Annotated in this window: 16 protein-coding genes; 11 read left to right on the forward strand and 5 right to left on the reverse strand. The window is 60.1% G+C overall.

Features of this window, described 5'->3' with window-relative positions:
* Positions 1–48: 48 nt before the first annotated feature.
* The gene (locus AB4N44_RS04180) at positions 49–1074 is read right to left on the reverse strand and encodes a GlxA family transcriptional regulator (protein WP_150751049.1); all 1026 of its coding nucleotides are present in this window, start codon (positions 1072–1074) and stop codon (positions 49–51) included.
* Between the two features lie 46 nt (positions 1075–1120).
* Positions 1121–2065: a LysR family transcriptional regulator gene (locus AB4N44_RS04185; protein ID WP_160040420.1), complete on the reverse strand. Its 945-nt coding sequence runs from the start codon at positions 2063–2065 to the stop codon at positions 1121–1123.
* Positions 2066–2178: 113 nt separating this feature from the next.
* Here AB4N44_RS04185 and AB4N44_RS04190 point away from each other — a divergent pair, with 113 nt between their 5' ends.
* The 8 genes from AB4N44_RS04190 to AB4N44_RS04225 all read left to right on the forward strand — a co-directional run bounded on the left by AB4N44_RS04190 (position 2179) and on the right by AB4N44_RS04225 (position 8947).
* Positions 2179–2571, forward strand: a complete 393-nt coding sequence (locus AB4N44_RS04190; protein WP_150751047.1) for a RidA family protein — start codon at positions 2179–2181, stop codon at positions 2569–2571.
* A gap of 89 nt (positions 2572–2660) precedes the next feature.
* Positions 2661–3380 (forward strand): SDR family NAD(P)-dependent oxidoreductase, encoded by a 720-nt coding sequence (locus AB4N44_RS04195; protein WP_460110102.1) that lies wholly within the window; start codon positions 2661–2663, stop codon positions 3378–3380.
* 129 nt (positions 3381–3509) lie between these two features.
* The gene (locus AB4N44_RS04200; RefSeq protein WP_160040426.1) at positions 3510–4373 is read left to right on the forward strand and encodes a putative selenate ABC transporter substrate-binding protein; all 864 of its coding nucleotides are present in this window, start codon (positions 3510–3512) and stop codon (positions 4371–4373) included.
* Positions 4370–5167, forward strand: a complete 798-nt coding sequence (locus AB4N44_RS04205; protein WP_127928208.1) for a phosphonate ABC transporter ATP-binding protein — start codon at positions 4370–4372, stop codon at positions 5165–5167. Before AB4N44_RS04200 ends, AB4N44_RS04205 begins: the two co-directional genes overlap by 4 nt.
* Positions 5161–5985: a PhnE/PtxC family ABC transporter permease gene (locus AB4N44_RS04210; protein WP_127928210.1), complete on the forward strand. Its 825-nt coding sequence runs from the start codon at positions 5161–5163 to the stop codon at positions 5983–5985. Before AB4N44_RS04205 ends, AB4N44_RS04210 begins: the two co-directional genes overlap by 7 nt.
* The gene (phnE, locus tag AB4N44_RS04215; protein ID WP_127928212.1) at positions 5982–6749 is read left to right on the forward strand and encodes a phosphonate ABC transporter, permease protein PhnE; all 768 of its coding nucleotides are present in this window, start codon (positions 5982–5984) and stop codon (positions 6747–6749) included. The genes AB4N44_RS04210 and phnE overlap by 4 nt, the downstream gene beginning before the upstream one ends.
* Positions 6750–6937: 188 nt before the next feature.
* Complete coding sequence (locus AB4N44_RS04220; RefSeq protein WP_150774738.1) at positions 6938–8617, forward strand: MFS transporter; 1680 nt, start codon at positions 6938–6940, stop codon at positions 8615–8617.
* A gap of 114 nt (positions 8618–8731) precedes the next feature.
* Positions 8732–8947 carry a hypothetical protein gene (locus tag AB4N44_RS04225; RefSeq protein WP_127928216.1) on the forward strand — a complete coding sequence of 72 codons (216 nt, stop codon included), beginning with the start codon at positions 8732–8734 and terminating at the stop codon, positions 8945–8947.
* A gap of 184 nt (positions 8948–9131) precedes the next feature.
* Here AB4N44_RS04225 and AB4N44_RS04230 read toward each other — a convergent pair whose 3' ends face one another.
* Both AB4N44_RS04230 and AB4N44_RS04235 read right to left on the reverse strand, forming a co-directional pair.
* Entirely contained in the window at positions 9132–9881 is a 750-nt protein-coding gene (locus tag AB4N44_RS04230) for a DUF72 domain-containing protein (protein WP_460110099.1), read from the reverse strand.
* A 154-nt stretch (positions 9882–10035) separates the two neighbouring features.
* A complete protein-coding gene (locus tag AB4N44_RS04235; protein ID WP_460110098.1) occupies positions 10036–11823 on the reverse strand; it encodes a thiamine pyrophosphate-requiring protein in 1788 nt (595 codons plus the stop codon).
* A 185-nt stretch (positions 11824–12008) separates the two neighbouring features.
* Between AB4N44_RS04235 and AB4N44_RS04240 the strand changes: the two genes are divergently transcribed.
* Positions 12009–12779 (forward strand): APH(3')-II family aminoglycoside O-phosphotransferase, encoded by a 771-nt coding sequence (locus tag AB4N44_RS04240; RefSeq protein ID WP_316916511.1) that lies wholly within the window; start codon positions 12009–12011, stop codon positions 12777–12779.
* 135 nt (positions 12780–12914) lie between these two features.
* Here the strand turns inward: AB4N44_RS04240 and AB4N44_RS04245 are convergent, their stop codons facing one another.
* The gene (locus tag AB4N44_RS04245) at positions 12915–13190 is read right to left on the reverse strand and encodes a DUF2798 domain-containing protein (protein WP_127928222.1); all 276 of its coding nucleotides are present in this window, start codon (positions 13188–13190) and stop codon (positions 12915–12917) included.
* 123 nt (positions 13191–13313) lie between these two features.
* Here AB4N44_RS04245 and AB4N44_RS04250 point away from each other — a divergent pair, with 123 nt between their 5' ends.
* Both AB4N44_RS04250 and AB4N44_RS04255 read left to right on the forward strand, forming a co-directional pair.
* Complete coding sequence (locus tag AB4N44_RS04250) at positions 13314–14225, forward strand: LysR family transcriptional regulator (RefSeq protein WP_150751038.1); 912 nt, start codon at positions 13314–13316, stop codon at positions 14223–14225.
* An 88-nt stretch (positions 14226–14313) separates the two neighbouring features.
* Positions 14314–15390 (forward strand): alpha/beta hydrolase family protein, encoded by a 1077-nt coding sequence (locus AB4N44_RS04255; RefSeq protein ID WP_460110096.1) that lies wholly within the window; start codon positions 14314–14316, stop codon positions 15388–15390.
* Positions 15391–15392 lie beyond the last annotated feature (2 nt).

Here is a 15392-nt window from a genome sequence, read left to right on the forward strand (position 1 = left end):
ACGCCGACGTGGGATATTGAGGTGAATTCAGATGGGTAACGGCTTGGGTTATTTGACCAGTCGTTTTTCTTTGGAAGGTCTGTAGCCGAAATATGAGCTGTAGCATTTGCTGAAATGGCTCGGCGAGACGAAGCCGCACGCGACCAGCACTTCCACTTGTGAAAGCTCGGTGTGTTGCAGCAAACGCCTTGCTTCGGTGATGCGCAGTTCCAGGTAATAGCGCTGCGGCGTGGTGCCCAGTTGTTCCTTGAACAAGCGCTCCAACTGACGACGGGATCGGCCGGCATACACCGCCAGTTGCTCCAGCTCCAGCGGTTCCTCCAGATTGGCATCCATCAGTTTCACCACTTCACGCAGCGGCGCACTGACGCAGAGGTTTTCATCCGGTTTGATCCGGCGGTAGCGCGATTCCTCAAAAGCCAGAATGTCTTCGATGCCTTCGACCAAGGCTTTGCCGTGCAGGCTTTTTATCCAGTCGAGTGCCATGTGAAAGGCCCCGGACGGACTCGAAGCCGTCAGCCGGTCGCGATCGATCACGTAAGGCTCACTGCTGACGTGGGTGGCTTTGGCGATCTCGGTCAGCGCCGGGCGGTGTTCCGGGTGGATCGCGCAGCGATAGCCGTCGAGCAGCCCGGCCCGGCCGAGAAACCACGAACCGTTCCACAACCCGGCCAGACCGATGCCCCGCTCCGCCGCAGCCTTGAGCAAATGAATGAACTCATCACTCGCGCGCAGTTCGGTGCGATACCCGCCACACACTACCAGCAGATCCAGTTGCTGAAGCGCGGCCAAATCCAGACGTGCATCGGGCCGGATCACCAGCCCAAGATCACTGATGACTTCGCCGTCGCCCAAACCAAACGTGCGCGAAGAAAACAATCCTGGGCGCAGCAGATTAGTAGTGACAACGGTGTCCAGCGCCTGGGTAAAAGCCGGCAGTGAAAAGTGTTCGAGCAGCAGAAAACCGGTGCGGGTCAGGCGCGTGTCATCCGCGCCTTGCTCATTCAGATAGCGGAGGTTTTTCCCCTTCATGCCTCCGCTGAATTGCCGTCGTTCGATCAAGTTCGGGTCCATCGGTCATGTTGTTGTGCGCCGATAGTTGGCTCGAATGGCGTCAGAGTCAATCACCTGTCGTTGACCGCACCCCCAGCCGATCGATCAACGGGTCATGCTGCGCCATCACCTCGACAATCCAGTCGATGAACACTCGCAGTTTCAGGCTGACATGGCGGTTCGGTGGATACGCGATGTAGAGCGGCATCGACTCGAGTTTCCAGTCCTCGAACAGCGGCACCAGTTCGCCGCGCGCCTCGTGTTCGGCAGACATGTATTTGGGCAGCCACAGCACGCCCAGGCCCGCCAGACCTGCCGCGAGGTAGGCATTACCATCATCGACCGCGAGCACGTGACGGCCTTTGATTTGCAGGTTTTCACTGGCGTTGTGCAAGGCATACGGCACCGGTTTGCCGGTACGTGCCCAGAGGAAACCGACCACCCGATGATGGCTGCCTTCCAGCTCCCGTGGATGCGCAGGTGTGCCCGCGCGTGCCAGATATTGCGGTGCGGCGAATACACCCAACTGCAGATCGGCGACCTTGCGCGCCATCAGCGACAAGTCCATAAGCTCGCCACCGCGCACCACGCAATCGACATTCTCATCAATAATGTCGACGATGCGGTCGCTGACGCCCATGTCGATCTGGATATCCGGATAACGCGCGTGAAACTCAGGCAGGGCCGGCACCAGAATCAGCCGTGCCAGCGGACTCGGTACGTCCACGCGTAGCCGCCCCTTGGGCAACGCCGCCGCGCCGGGCAGGCTGGTTTCGGCGTCGTCCATATCCGCCAGCAACTTAATCACTCGCTCGTAATAAACCGCGCCATCGGTGGTGACGTTGACCTTGCGCGTTGTGCGGTTGAGCAGCTTGACCCGCAGCCGTGCCTCCAACTGTTGAACCAGTTGCGTCACGGTGGTTTTGCTCATGTGCAGGGTTTCGGCGGCTTTGGTGAAACTTCCGGCCTCGACCACCCGGGCGAACGCCTGCATTGCGTCAAAACGGTCCAAGGTGCGCCCTCGATTGTTTGGATTTCACAAACAGTGAACGCCAAGCTTGCGCGTTTATCGCCCGTCTGCAAATACCTACAGTGGCTCCATCAACTCACTGATGGAGACACACCATGACCCAGCGCGATGTTGTTTTCCCCCCTGCCCGCCGCGCCCTTTACGAGCGCCATCGTTATTCGCCGGCGGTGCGTTCCAACGGTTTTCTGTTTGTTTCGGGACAAGTCGGCAGCACCGAGGACGGCACGCCCGAGCCGGACCTGGAGAACCAGGTGCGTCAGGCTTTCACCAATTTGAATGCAATCCTCAATGAAGCCGGTTGCACGTTCGACGACGTGGTCGACGTCACCGTGTTCATCGTTGATCCGCAGTCGAAGTTCGAAACTATCTGGAATCTGGTGCTGACGGAATTTTGGGGCGAGGCGCCGCACCCGACTGCCACCGCGATTGGTGTGACGTGGCTGTATGGCTTTGATTTCGAGATCAAGGTGATCGCCAAACTGCCGTAAATATCCGGACACACCCATTCGTTTGCCATTTCAGAGGTCGTCTGCTTGCATGCTGTCCCACATCAGCATTCAGATCAGGGAGACGATCGATGAACATTTTGGTGGTCGGTGCCAGCAAGGGCTTGGGTAGAGCTTTGATTGATGGTTTGGGGAACGCGGGAGACACGCTGATCGGTGTTTCCCGCACGCGCCCCGAGGACTTGATCGTCGATGCCGAGCGCAACGTACGCTGGGTAGAGGCCGACCTGATGTTTGCGGCGAAAGCGGCGCATACCATTGAGCAGGCAGTCGCCAAGGATGGTCTGGATACATTGATTTACAACCTCGGCATCTGGGAAACCTTGGCCTTCGATCCAGCCTATGCGCTTCTCGATTCCCCGGACGAGGAAGTGCAAGCCATCGTCAGTTGCAACATCACCTCAACAATCCTGCTGATCAAACGTCTGCTCCCTCTGCTGCTGAAAAGCGCCCAACCCAGAATCATCCTCACCGGATCAACCTCGGGCCTGCCACAAAGCGGACGCCCGGAAGTCGCTTTCGGTGCCTCGAAATTCGCTCTGCGCGGGATTGCCGATTCATTGCGCGAAGGCTACCGACACCAGCGTCTGGCGGTGACCTGCCTGAACCTTGGGTATCTGAATACAGAGGATCCGCTGAGCACCCCGCCAGATCTGGCGGCGCAGCGTGGCGAGGGTCAATTGATTCCCGTACACGATGTCCTTCAGGTAGTGCGCATGATCCTGAGCCTGTCTGCGGCCAGCTACGTCAAAGAGCTCACGCTCCCGGCGATACTCGACGAACGTTTTTGACCACTCCAGCCCTGATGGCGCTGGTCTTTGCGCGTGGGAATACGTATAACCTCGCCGATTCGTCTACCCTCACGTAGCGCCCTGATTCAGCTCTTCACACTTTTTGACGCTCACGAAACGGAGAATTCCATGCTCAAACGAACACTGGCACTGACCGCCGGCCTGGCCCTGTCCTTTTCGACTTTGATGGTGCAAGCCGCCGACGTTTTGCGCGTCAGCGCGATTCCCGATGAAGCGCCGACCGAACTGCTGCGCAAATTCGAGCCGCTGGGTGCCTATCTGGAGCAGCAACTGGGCATGAAGGTGCAGTTCGTGCCGGTGGCCGATTACCCGGCAGTGGTTGAAGCCTTGGCGACCGATCGCCTCGACATGGCCTGGCTCGGCGGTTTTACCTTTGTGCAGGCGCGTTTAAAGACTGATGCAACGACGCCAGTCATTCCGCTGGTTCAGCGCGAACAGGACGCGCAGTTCACGAGCAAATTCATCACTGCTGACCCGAACGTGAAAAGCCTGGCGGATCTGAAAGGCAAGACCTTCGCTTTCGGTTCGGTGTCGTCGACCTCCGGCAGCCTGATGCCGCGTTACTTCATGCTGAAAAACGACAACATCAAGCCTGAGGCGTATTTCAGCCGTGTCGCCTACTCCGGCGCGCACGATGCCACCGTGGCCTGGGTGCAGGCCGGCAAGGTCGACGCCGGTGTACTGAACGCCAGCGTCTGGCAGAAACTGGTCGACGCCGGCAAGGTCGACACCACCAAGGTCAAAGTCTTCGCCACCACGCCGACCTACTTCGATTACAACTGGACCGTGCGCGGCACCCTCGATCCGGCTCTGGCGGCGAAGATCAAGAAAGCCTTCCTCGATCTGGACCCGGCCAACCCTGAGCAAAAGAAGATTCTTGATCTGCAAGCCGCCAGCCGTTTTATCGACACCAAGCCTGAGAACTACAAGGGCATCGAGGAAGCCGCCCGCGCTGCCGAACTGCTGAAATGACCCTGAGCCTCAACCAGGGCAGCCTGCGCCACGCCAATGGAGTCGACGCCCTGCGCGGTGTCGACTTGCAGATTGGCGTTGGTGAACAGGTCGCCATCATAGGCCCGTCCGGGGCTGGCAAATCGAGTTTGCTCAACCTGCTGGCCACCGCGTTGCGGCCCAGCAGCGGTGAAGTTGAAGTGTTGGGTGAGCGCGCCTGGCACTTGTCCGCCCGCCAGCGTCAACGCCTGCGTGCGCGAATCGGTCTGGTGCATCAGGCACCGCCGTTGCCGCCGCGTCAGCGCGTGGTCACGGCGGTGCTGGCCGGTAAGCTCGGCCAATGGAGTCTGGGCAAAAGTCTTCTGAACCTGTTGCATCCACTGGATGTGGCGGGTGCGCGCGCGGCGTTGGCGCGGCTGGATCTGGGTGACAAGTTGTTCGCGCATTGTCAGCAACTGTCTGGCGGCCAGTTGCAACGCGTCGGGATTGCCCGGGTGTTGTATCAGGCGCCGGAGATTCTGCTGGCTGATGAACCGGTGTCAGCGATGGACCCGGTGATGGCCGGGCATACCCTGTCGATCCTCTCGCGCCACGCTCGCGAGCACAACGTGACACTGGTGGCCAGCCTGCATGCGGTGGATCTGGCGTTGTCGCACTTCCCTCGGATCATCGGTTTGCGCGACGGGCAGATTCTGTTCGACAGCCCTTCCGGACAAGTCAGCCATGAAATGCTCGATGCGCTGTACGCCAACGAAAAACTGCAATCGCCGACGGCTGCGGTGACGCCTTTGACTGTGCAGATCCCCCGATGCTGAAAGCCGATTCACGGGATCCGGCGGCGTGGCCGCGATTGATGCTGACGTTGCTGGCGATAGCCTTGCTGTGGCCGGGCGTTCAGCTCAGCGAGCTGAATTTGGGTGTATTGCTGCCCGACAGCCAGAATGAAATGGGCCGTTTTGTCGCGCAATTCTGGCCACCTGCACACGACCAAGCGTTTCTCCAATTACTGCTCAAAGCCACTCTGCAAACCTTGGCTATCGCCACCGCCGGCATGGCTTTGGCGCTGTTGCTGGCGGTACCGGCGGGCCTGATTGCCAGTCGCGCGCTGTCGCTGTCCGCCGCCTCGCGCGGTGGCGTGCCGAGCCGACTGGGGCGTCTGCTGCGCTGGCCGGTTCGCGGTTTGCTGATCTTTTTGCGCAGCGTGCCGGAAATTGTCTGGGCGCTGTTGTTTGTGCGCGCTGTTGGAATTGGTCCGGCGGCAGGTGTGTTGGCGATCGCCATCACGTACAGCGGCATGCTGGGCAAGGTTTACGCGGAGATTTTCGAATCCACTGATCAGCGCCCGGCACACGCGTTGTTGCAGGCCGGCAGCGGCCGGTTGGCGGCGTTTGCTTACGGCACGTTGCCCAATGTTGCGTCGGAACTGCTGTCGTATACGGTCTATCGCTGGGAATGCGCGATCCGCGCATCCGTGGTGATGGGGTTTGTTGGCGCCGGAGGCTTGGGTCAGCAGATCGACCTGTCGATCCGCATGTTCGCCGGCGGTGAAGTCGCCAGTATTCTGCTGTGCTTCCTGATTCTGGTGTTGGCCGCCGATCAACTCAGCCGCTTGCTGCGCTGGAGGTTGACATGAATCGTTTGCTCAACCTGCTGCTGATCGCCGGTATTGCGCTGGCGGTGATCGCTTCCTTCGTTTATCTGGGGCTGGATCTTGGCGAACTGGGCAGCGCCACCAGCCTCAAGCAGATGGGCGCGTATGTGCAGCGCTTTCTGAGCCCGGATCTGAGCGCCGATTACCTCAAGGCAATCTTCCACGGTTCGCTGGAAACGTTGGCCATGTCGGCCCTCGGCACGTTGCTCGCCGCGGTGTTCGGTATCGCCCTGGCGCTGCCCGCCGCCGGGCGTTTCGGCTGGCCGCTGCAAAGTGCCTCGCGCTTGCTGCTCAACGCCTTGCGGGCGATTCCGGAACTGGTCTGGGCGGCGCTGATGGTGCTTGCCGCTGGCCTCGGCCCGAACGCCGGCACCCTCGCCCTCGCCCTGCACACCACCGGCGTGCTTGGCCGGTTGTTTGCCGAAGCTCTGGAAAATACGCCGCCGCAACCGGCCGAAGCCATTCGTTTGCAGGGCGGCAATCCGCTCCTTGCCTTCTGTTACGGCACGCTGCCGAACCTTGCGCCGCAACTGCTCGCCTACATTCTGTATCGCTGGGAAAACAACATCCGCATGGCCAGCGTGCTGGGTTTTGTCGGTGCCGGCGGGCTTGGGCAGATGCTCTATGTGAGTCTCAGCCTGTTTCAGGAAGCGCAGGCGAGTACGGTGATTCTGGCAATGCTGGTGCTGGTGTTTGTGGTCGACTGGCTGAGTGCGTGGAGTCGTCAGCGCTGGGTCAAGGCCTGATGCACGGGCCGGCGGGTGGATATCTGGCAAAAGCTGATTATGCTTCAGGAAACCTGGCAGCGATGCGAGGCGGTCAGACTGTGCAAGTTTCACGCGAGAGCAGTTGCGGCATACGCCACAAGGCCAGAGTGCGATAAGCGGTAACGGGGGACTCCGGCCTACGACAATAAGCACGACGGAGAACACCCATGCCCACAATCGACACAGCATCCACCGGCAGTCCACCGCGCAGCGGCGGCATCACCAAGGAGGAGCGCAAGGTCATCTTCGCTTCGTCCTTGGGCACGGTTTTCGAGTGGTACGACTTTTACCTCTACGGCTCACTGGCGGCGATCATTGCCAAGCATTTCTTCGCCGGCGTCAACGAAACCACCGCGTTCATCTTTGCTCTGCTCGCCTTTGCCGCCGGCTTCGCGGTGCGGCCGTTCGGGGCGATCGTGTTCGGCCGGCTCGGCGACATGATCGGACGCAAACACACATTCCTAATCACCATCGTCATCATGGGCATCTCGACAGCCATTGTCGGTATATTGCCTGGCTACGCGACCATAGGTGTCGCCGCACCCGTCATCCTGATCACCCTGCGTCTATTGCAAGGCCTGGCGCTCGGTGGCGAGTATGGCGGGGCTGCGACCTACGTGGCCGAACACGCGCCGCGCAACAAACGCGGGTTCTTCACCTCGTGGATTCAAACCACTGCAACGCTTGGCCTGTTCCTTTCGTTGCTGGTGATCCTCGCCTGCCGCACCGCACTGGGCACCGAAGCCTTCGAAGCGTGGGGCTGGCGGATTCCGTTTCTGCTGTCGATCCTGCTGCTGATCGTCTCGGTGTACATTCGCCTGCAACTGAGCGAATCACCGGTGTTCCAGAAGATGAAGGCCGAAGGCAAGGCGTCGAAAGCGCCACTGACCGAGTCCTTCGCGCGCTGGGACAACCTCAAAGTGGTGATCATGTCGCTGCTTGGCGGCACGGCCGGGCAAGCGGTGGTCTGGTACACCGGGCAGTTCTATGCGCTGTTTTTCCTGCTGCAAACGCTGAAGATCGACCCGCAGACCGCCAATCTGCTGATCGCCGGTTCACTGCTGATCGGCACGCCGTTCTTCGTGATTTTCGGCAGCCTCTCTGATCGTATCGGGCGCAAGCCGATCATCATGGTCGGCTGCATTCTGGCGGCGCTGACCTACTTCCCGATCTTTCATGCGCTGACCCAATACGGTAACCCCGACGTGTTCATCGCCCAGGAGAAGAACCCGGTCAAAGTCATCGCCAACCCCGACCAGTGCTCGTTCCAGTTCGACCCGGTGGGCAAGGCCAAATTCACCAGTTCCTGCGACCTGGCGAAGACCTTGCTGGCAAAACGGGCGATTCCCTATGAGAACGTGATTGCGGAGCCGGGCACCATCGCGCAAGTGCGCATCGGTGACAAAGTCGTCGAGAGTTTTGAAGGCAGCGCCCTGCCAGCCGCCGACTTCAAGACGCGCAATGATGCGTTCACCGCGACCCTCGGCACAGCACTCAAGGAGGCCGGTTATCCGGAGAAAGCCGACCCGGCGAAAACCAACTACCCGATGGTCCTGCTCCTGCTCACCGTGCTGGTGATCTACGTAACCATGGTCTACGGCCCGATCGCGGCGTGGCTGGTCGAGCTGTTCCCGACCCGCATCCGCTACACCTCGATGTCGCTGCCGTATCACATTGGTAACGGCTGGTTCGGTGGTTTCCTGCCGACGGTGGCGTTCGCCATGGTCGCCGCCACGGGGGATATCTATTACGGGCTGTGGTACCCGATCGTGATCGCGGTGATGACGGCGGTACTCGGCACGTTCTTCCTGCCGGAAACCAAGGATCGCGACATTCTCAAGGACTGAAAACCGTCAGCGCGCCCTCTCGCGGGAGGGCGCCATTCGGCACAACCCGGCAAAAATATCGAACGCCTGCCGCACTGCCTGCCTCCAATGTTTACACCACTGGAGGTCACCAATATGAACAGCGACGATAAAACCCCGAACGCCCCGCCCACCGATACGTCCGGCAAACCGGTGAACGTAGTCGAGCGCGATCTTGAAGACCGGGACGATGACAGCGAAGCCGTGGATGAAGTCATCACGCCTTCGTCCACAAGGGTGAAGGAACAGGACGCCGAGACGCTGCAGCGCAAGATCGATGAGATCGAACGCAAAGTGGCCGACGGTAATTAGTGGTATTGAAGGCGATCGCAACAGTCTGTTCGATCTCCCCCCTCACCCCAGCCCTCTCCCCGCGGGGAGAGGGGGAAAGGGAGCCGATTTGTGTGCTTTTCAAATCTTGCATTCAGCTCGGTCTTTCAAGTCGGCGTAACTTGCACAAACACCTCGGTCAGTCCCCTCTCCCTCTGGGAGAGGGTTAGGGTGAGGGCTTCTTCGCCAAGTTGAGTTTCACGGCCGCGCGAATCTGCGCAAGCGTCAAGGCGTTGCTCAGTGCTGCGCCGCTGGCGGTGTTGTCGAAAATACACCAGGTCGCCGCACCTGCAGCAGCCGCTGACTGCAAGGCTTGTGCGAGGTTTTGCAAGTAAAGTGAATCATAGGCGCTGTGGTAGATGCGCGGTGAACCGTGCAGGCGCCAATATCGGGTTCCCGCCCAGCCACTGGGCGCAGCATCACTGCTGATGCGCGAGGGATCGACGGCCGCTTGGGCGATCTGACAAGTCTTCAACATTGGCTCAGCGCTGACCCACGATGCATGCCGTGGCTCAAGCACCACAGGGCCGGAAAACCGCTGACGCAACGTCGTGAAAAAGGCGTAGGCGCTGGCTTCTTCGAACACCAGCGATGGCGGCAATTGCACCAATAAGCAGCCCAGGCGCTCGCCCAACCCGCCGCACTCAGCCAGAAACTTGTCCAGCGTCGCCTCGCAGCCTGCCAGGCGTAATTCATGGGTAATGTGTTTGGGCATTTTCACCGAAAAGCGAAAGGCCTCAGGTACGCCATCGGCCCAGCGCTCATAGGTTTGCCGACGGTGCGGGCGGTAGAACGAACTGTTGATTTCCACGGCGTTGAGGCGCCCGGCATAGCGCTGTAAATGCGTGCCCTCTACGGGAAATGCCGGCCAATGCTCGCGCCCCAGACTCCAGCCTGCACAGCCCACGAAAATCATAAACTCACCTCTTGTCGTGCCCACTCGATCGGTGATCGTTCCCACGCGCAGCAAAGGAATGCAGCCCGTCACGCTCCGCGTCACTGGACGCAGAGCGTCCCTAGAGGCATTCCCACGCAGAGCGTGGGAACGATCAAGCCTGCTCGCTAACCGGTTATTTTTTCCCGGGCAATACCGAGCCGAGCACCTGCTTGGCGGTTTGCATGATCACCCCGGCCTCATCCGGATCGCCCTTGAGCAACGTCGTGGCGAATTTCTTCGCCTGCTCAAGTTTGATGTGCGGCGGCAACGGCGGCACGTTGGGGTCAGTCTTGAACTCGATCACCACCGGCACTTCCGAGGCCAGTGCCTTTTCCCAGGCAGCGGCGACGTCTTCTTCGCGATCGACAAAAATGCCCTTCAGGCCAATGGAAATGGCAAACAAGTGATAAGGCACGTCCGGAATACTTTGCGAAGCTTCGAACTTTGGATCGCCCTCCATCACCCGCTGCTCCCACGTCACCTGATTGAGGTCCTCGTTGTTGAACACCGCGCAGATCCATTTCGGGCTCGACCATTGCCGCCAATACTTGGCGACGGTAATCAGTTCGGCCATGTTGTTCATCTGCATCGCACCGTCGCCCACCAGTGCGATCACTGCACGCTCGGGGTAGGCGAATTTGGCGGCAATCGCGTAAGGCACCGCAGCGCCCATGGACGCAAGTCCGCCGGACAATGAGCACTGCATGCCACGGCGGATTTTCAGGTCACGGGCAAACCAATTGGCGCACGAGCCCGAATCGCTGGTGACGATTGCCTCATCGGGCAGGCGCGGCGACAGCTCATACACCACCCTTTGCGGGTTGACCGGGTCGGCTTTGGCCATCGCGCGTTTTTCCAGGGTTTTCTCCCAGCTCCCGCGCCAGCCTTCGACTTTCTTGCGCCACTTGTTTGAGGTTTTCTGTTCGAGTAGCGGCAACAACGCCGCGAGGGTTTCCGCCGAATCTCCGACCAGATTGACTTCCATCGGATAGCGCAGGCTGAGCATGTCGGGCTGCAAATCGATCTGCACGCCACGGGCCTGACCCTCCTTGGGCAAAAACTCCGCGTAGGGAAAGCCCGAACCGATCATCAGCAAGGTGTCGCATTCGTTCATCAGCTTGTAGCTCGGTTCAGTGCCGAGCAGGCCTATGCTGCCGGTGACCCAAGGCAAATCGTCCGGCAGCGCGGCTTTACCCAACAGCGCTTTGGCGACGCCGGCGCCGAGTTTTTCCGCCACCGCGATGACTTCATCAGTCGCTTGCAATGCCCCGGCGCCAACCAGAATCGCGACCTTTTCGCCCGCGTTCAAAACGTCGGCGGCACGCTGCAGATCGGCGTCATAAGGCAACACTTTGGGTTTCGTATAACCCACACCGGAATGCGCAGTGCCATGGGCGCGCGCGGGTGCTTCGTATTTCAGATCCTGCAAATCGTTGGGCAGAATCAGCGCGGTCACCCGACGCTCGCCCACGGCCGTGCGCACGGCACGGTCGAGCAGATGCCGAACCTGCGAAGGCGCTGACGCTTGTTGCACGAATGCTCCGGCGACATCCTTGAACATCGACACCAGATCAAGCTCTTGCTGATAGTGACTGCCGAGCGCCGTGCGCGCCTGCTGGCCGACGATGGCCAGCACCGGCATGTGATCCATGCGCGCATCGTAGAGGCCGGTGATCAGGTGCGAAGCGCCGGGGCCGGAAGTGGCGATGCACACACCCAACTCGCCAGTGAACTTGGCATGCGCCGAGGCCATGAACGCGGCCATTTCTTCATGGCGTGCCTGGATGAATTCGATTTTTCCCTTGGCCCGGCTGAGCGCGCCGAACACGCCGTTGATGCCGTCACCCGGATAGCCAAAAATCCGCGTGACGCCCCATTGGCTGAGCCGCTCAACCAGAAAATCTCCTACGGTCATGGTCATCTTGATCCTCGTCTTTCTCCGCTGCATGAAGCTGTCCCGGCAGAACATCCGCCGTGTGCTGTAAGGGTCTGGACAGTCGGCTTGTCGGCGAAGTTTCGATTGATTTCCCTGAACCGATCCTTGTTTGCGCACCAAACCGCCAGAGCGGCACAATGCGCGCTTCGATAATCGCAAGGACAAAAGACATGGATTTCCCCGCAGCATGGCGCAGCCAATTTGCCGGTGCGGCCATTGAACAGCAGACCATTGGCGAGTCGCGCGCCGATGTATGGCGGATTACACCTGCCGGGGCGGCGCCGCAGTTCGTCAAAACCGAACAAGTGATGACTTGGGGCGAGTTGCCCGGTGAAGTGCAACGCTTACGCTGGATGGCGACTCAGGATTTACCGGCGCCGCGTGTGCTCGACACCACCACCGAAGCGCAACACAACTGGCTGTTGATGACCGCCGTGCCAGGTCGGGATCTTGCCAGCAGCGAGCACCTTTCGCCGGAGCAGATCGTCGCGCTCGCGGCGCAGGCATTGCGCACATTGCACGCGGTGGCGATCGACAGTTGCCCGTTCGATCACAGTCTGGAGCAGAAGATCACACGGGCCCGCGAACACCTGCTCGCCGGATTGATCGATGAAGAGGACTTCGACGATTCGCGCATTGGCCAATCCGCCGAAGCCGTGTTCCAGCAGATGCTCGCCGCACGCCCAGAGCACGAAGATCTGGTGGTGACTCATGGCGATGCATGCCTGCCCAACCTGCTCGCCGCCAATGGCCGCTTCAGTGGGTTTGTCGACTGTGGACGACTGGGCGTCGCTGACCGTTATCAGGATTTGGCGCTGGCCGCCCACAGCATCACGGACAACCTCGGCGCGCAGTGGCTGCCGCTGTTTTTCGAGGTCTATGGTGTGGAACCGGATCAGCAGCGGATCGCCTTTTATCAGTTGCTCGACGAGTTTTTCTGAGGTCCCCATAAGACCTCTGGGTCGGCAGTGAGGCCATTCGCGAGCAGGCTCGCTCCCACAGGGAATCGCGGTCTAAATGTGGGAGCGAGCCTGCTCGCGAAGACGTCAGAACAGTCACTGCTGAGACGGGGCCTTTCAACAATGCGGATGCACCGTCCACGCCACCAGTTTGATCACGATCGGCCGCACGACCAGGATGCACAGAAACGCCACGGGCATCGCCAGCTTGTAGGCGTGCAAGGCATTACTCAGGTAGTCGTTATCAATGCCCGAGTTGGCGGCAGTGATCACCAGCGACATCAGAAAGGCCATGATCGTCGCCATGTACAACGCAAACACATACGGCGTGGCACGCGGCGCCAGCTTGCGGCGACCGATGATCAAGGCTTCGGCGTTGGTTCTTTGATTCATATGGCTTTTCCATCCATTGACAGGGAGACCGCACGTTAGCAAAGCCGACCCAGCGCAACTAGACGCTCAACCGCAGGTACTTTATAAAGCAGATCTTACGAATCCACCCTCGGCAGGACATGGATGAATCTGTTAGCGGCGATTGCCAGTTTTATCAAAGTGGTCGAAGCCGGCTCGATTGTCGGCGCCGCCAAAATTCTCGGCGTCAGTGCAGCGGCGGTCAGCCAGACGATCAATCGACTGGAAGCGCACCTCGGCGTACGCCTGTTGCAACGCACCACGCGCAGCATGGCGCTGACCGAAAACGGCGCGGTGTACTACGAGAAAGTCCGGCGCATCGCCGCCGATCTGGAGGCCGCGCAAAGCTCGATCAGCCACGATGAAACCGAGTTGCAAGGCCGGCTGAGCATTGCCTCCACCTCAGCGTTCGGCCGCCATGTGCTGGCATCCCTGATCGCCAGTTTTGGCGCACTGCACCCGCGCCTGCTGATCGAACTCTCGACCACCAATGGCAAGATCAACCATATCCAGGACGGCATCGACCTGAGCCTGCGAATCAAGCCGCAACTGGAGGACGGCATCGTCGCGCGCAAGATCGTTTCACTGCCCTTCATCATGTGCGCCGCGCCGGCCTATCTTCAGCGCGCTGGATGGCCGCAATCACCCGATGACCTGCAAAACCACGCTTGCCTGGCCTTTCGTTATCCCTTGGACGGGCGTTTTCTGCGCTGGAGTTTTGTTCGCGACGGCCAGCGTTTCGACGCCCCTATCAATGCCACCGCCATCAGTGATGACATCGATGCCCTGGCGCAAATGGCTGTGCACGGCGCCGGGGTCACGCGACTGGCGGAGTTTGTTGCAGCGCCTTATCTGGCGAGCGGGCAATTGGTGCCGCTGTTTGAACACAGCGTCGTCCAGCCAATGGACATCTACGCCTGCGTACAGGAACGCGCGGCGATGACGCCCAAGGTCAAAGCCTTTCTGGACTATCTGACGGCGCATCTGGCCACGCGCTGGCCAATGGAAAATGTTTAAGACGCAGGGCTCAAAGAGGCTCGCTGAAGCGCGCGAAATCAGTCAAAGTCTACCTCGCCCATTCGGCCTATCACGGAAGATAACAACAATGAAAAAATCTCTCGGCGCGCTGCTATTGATCTGCTTGAGCAGCTACGCATTCGCTGACACCCGACCCGTCGGTTTCCAATACGCCACGCTGGCGGATCCAAGCAATGAGCGCCCAGTGGAAATGGTCGTCTGGTACCCGAGTGCGACCACCGATGCGACGCCGCAATTGTTCGGCGACAACCCGGTATTCGTTGGCGCACCTGCGGTGCTTGATGCCCCGGCCGCCAAGGGCGAGCATCCCTTGATAGTGATTTCCCACGGCAACGGCGGAAGCTGGATCAACCAGACCTGGCTGGCCAGTGCGCTGGCGCATCAGGGTTACATCGTCGCGGCAGTCAACCATCCCGGCACCACCAGCCGCGATCGCAGCCCACAAGCGGCGGCACAACTGTGGCAACGTCCGGTCGACCTCAGCCGCGCCATCGACGCGGTGACGGCGCAACCGGAAAAATTCGGCGCGGTGGCCAAGGATCGCATTGCCATCGTCGGCCATTCTCTCGGCGGCTGGACCGTGCTCGAAGCCGGCGGCGCACGCTTCGACCCCGAGCGTTTTGCCGAAGACTGCAAAATCCATCCGCAACTGGCCAGTTGCACGGCATACCTGCAGATGAACACTGCAAGCACCGCGCAATCGAAAGCCCGGTTGGCGGCCGACTGGCGTGACAAGCGCGTCACTGCCGTGGTTTCACTGGACCTGGGTCTGTCGCGCGGGATGACCGATGCCAGCCTGGCAAACTACCCCGTGCCGATCCTGGTGATCGCTGCCGGCGTGCCGTCGAAGGAACTGCCCGCTGAACTGGAATCCGTCGATCTCGCCAAACGCCTGCCAAAAACCTCATCGCGTTTCGTCGAGATCAGCGACGCCAGTCACTTCAGTTTCATGGCAATCTGCAAACCTGGCGCCGTGGCCATGCTCGACGAGGATGTACCGGGCGACAGCATCATCTGCACCGATGGCGAGGGCGGCCGCCCACGCGCAGAGATCCAGCAACAGGTAATTTCCCTGATTACCGGGTTTCTGGCGCCTTCACCTGACCGCTTGAAACCAGCCATCACTTACCAGGATCCCCGATAACA

This window comes from Pseudomonas sp. S3_C06 (assembly GCF_054667675.1).